The organism is Nocardia sp. TBRC8007 (assembly GCF_056629435.1).
In genome coordinates, this window is sequence record NZ_JBWSOR010000232.1 from 1 (window position 1) to 240 (window position 240).

1 protein-coding gene is annotated in these 240 nt (G+C 66.2%); it reads left to right on the top strand.

Annotated elements, in window-relative coordinates; all coding sequences use genetic code 11:
• On the top strand, window positions 1-240 hold a 240-nt coding region (locus ACX4ZE_RS23450), incomplete at both ends, for an AMP-binding protein (RefSeq protein WP_480275641.1).

A 240-nucleotide genomic window follows, 5' to 3' on the forward strand; every position in this document is an offset into this window, starting at 1 on the left:
TTGCGTATCACCGCCGATACCGTCATCTTTGCCGGTGAACCGTTGCCGTCGCGGGTCGTGGAACAGACCAGGGCCCTGCTGCCGGGGGTGCGTGTCGTCAATGGTTACGGCCCCACCGAGACGACGGTGTATGCGACGGCGTTGGTGTTGTCCGCCGAGGAGGGGGTGGGGGTGTCCGAGGAGGGGGTGTCGGTGCCGATCGGGTGTCCGGTGGGGAATGTGCGGGTGTTCGTGCTGGAT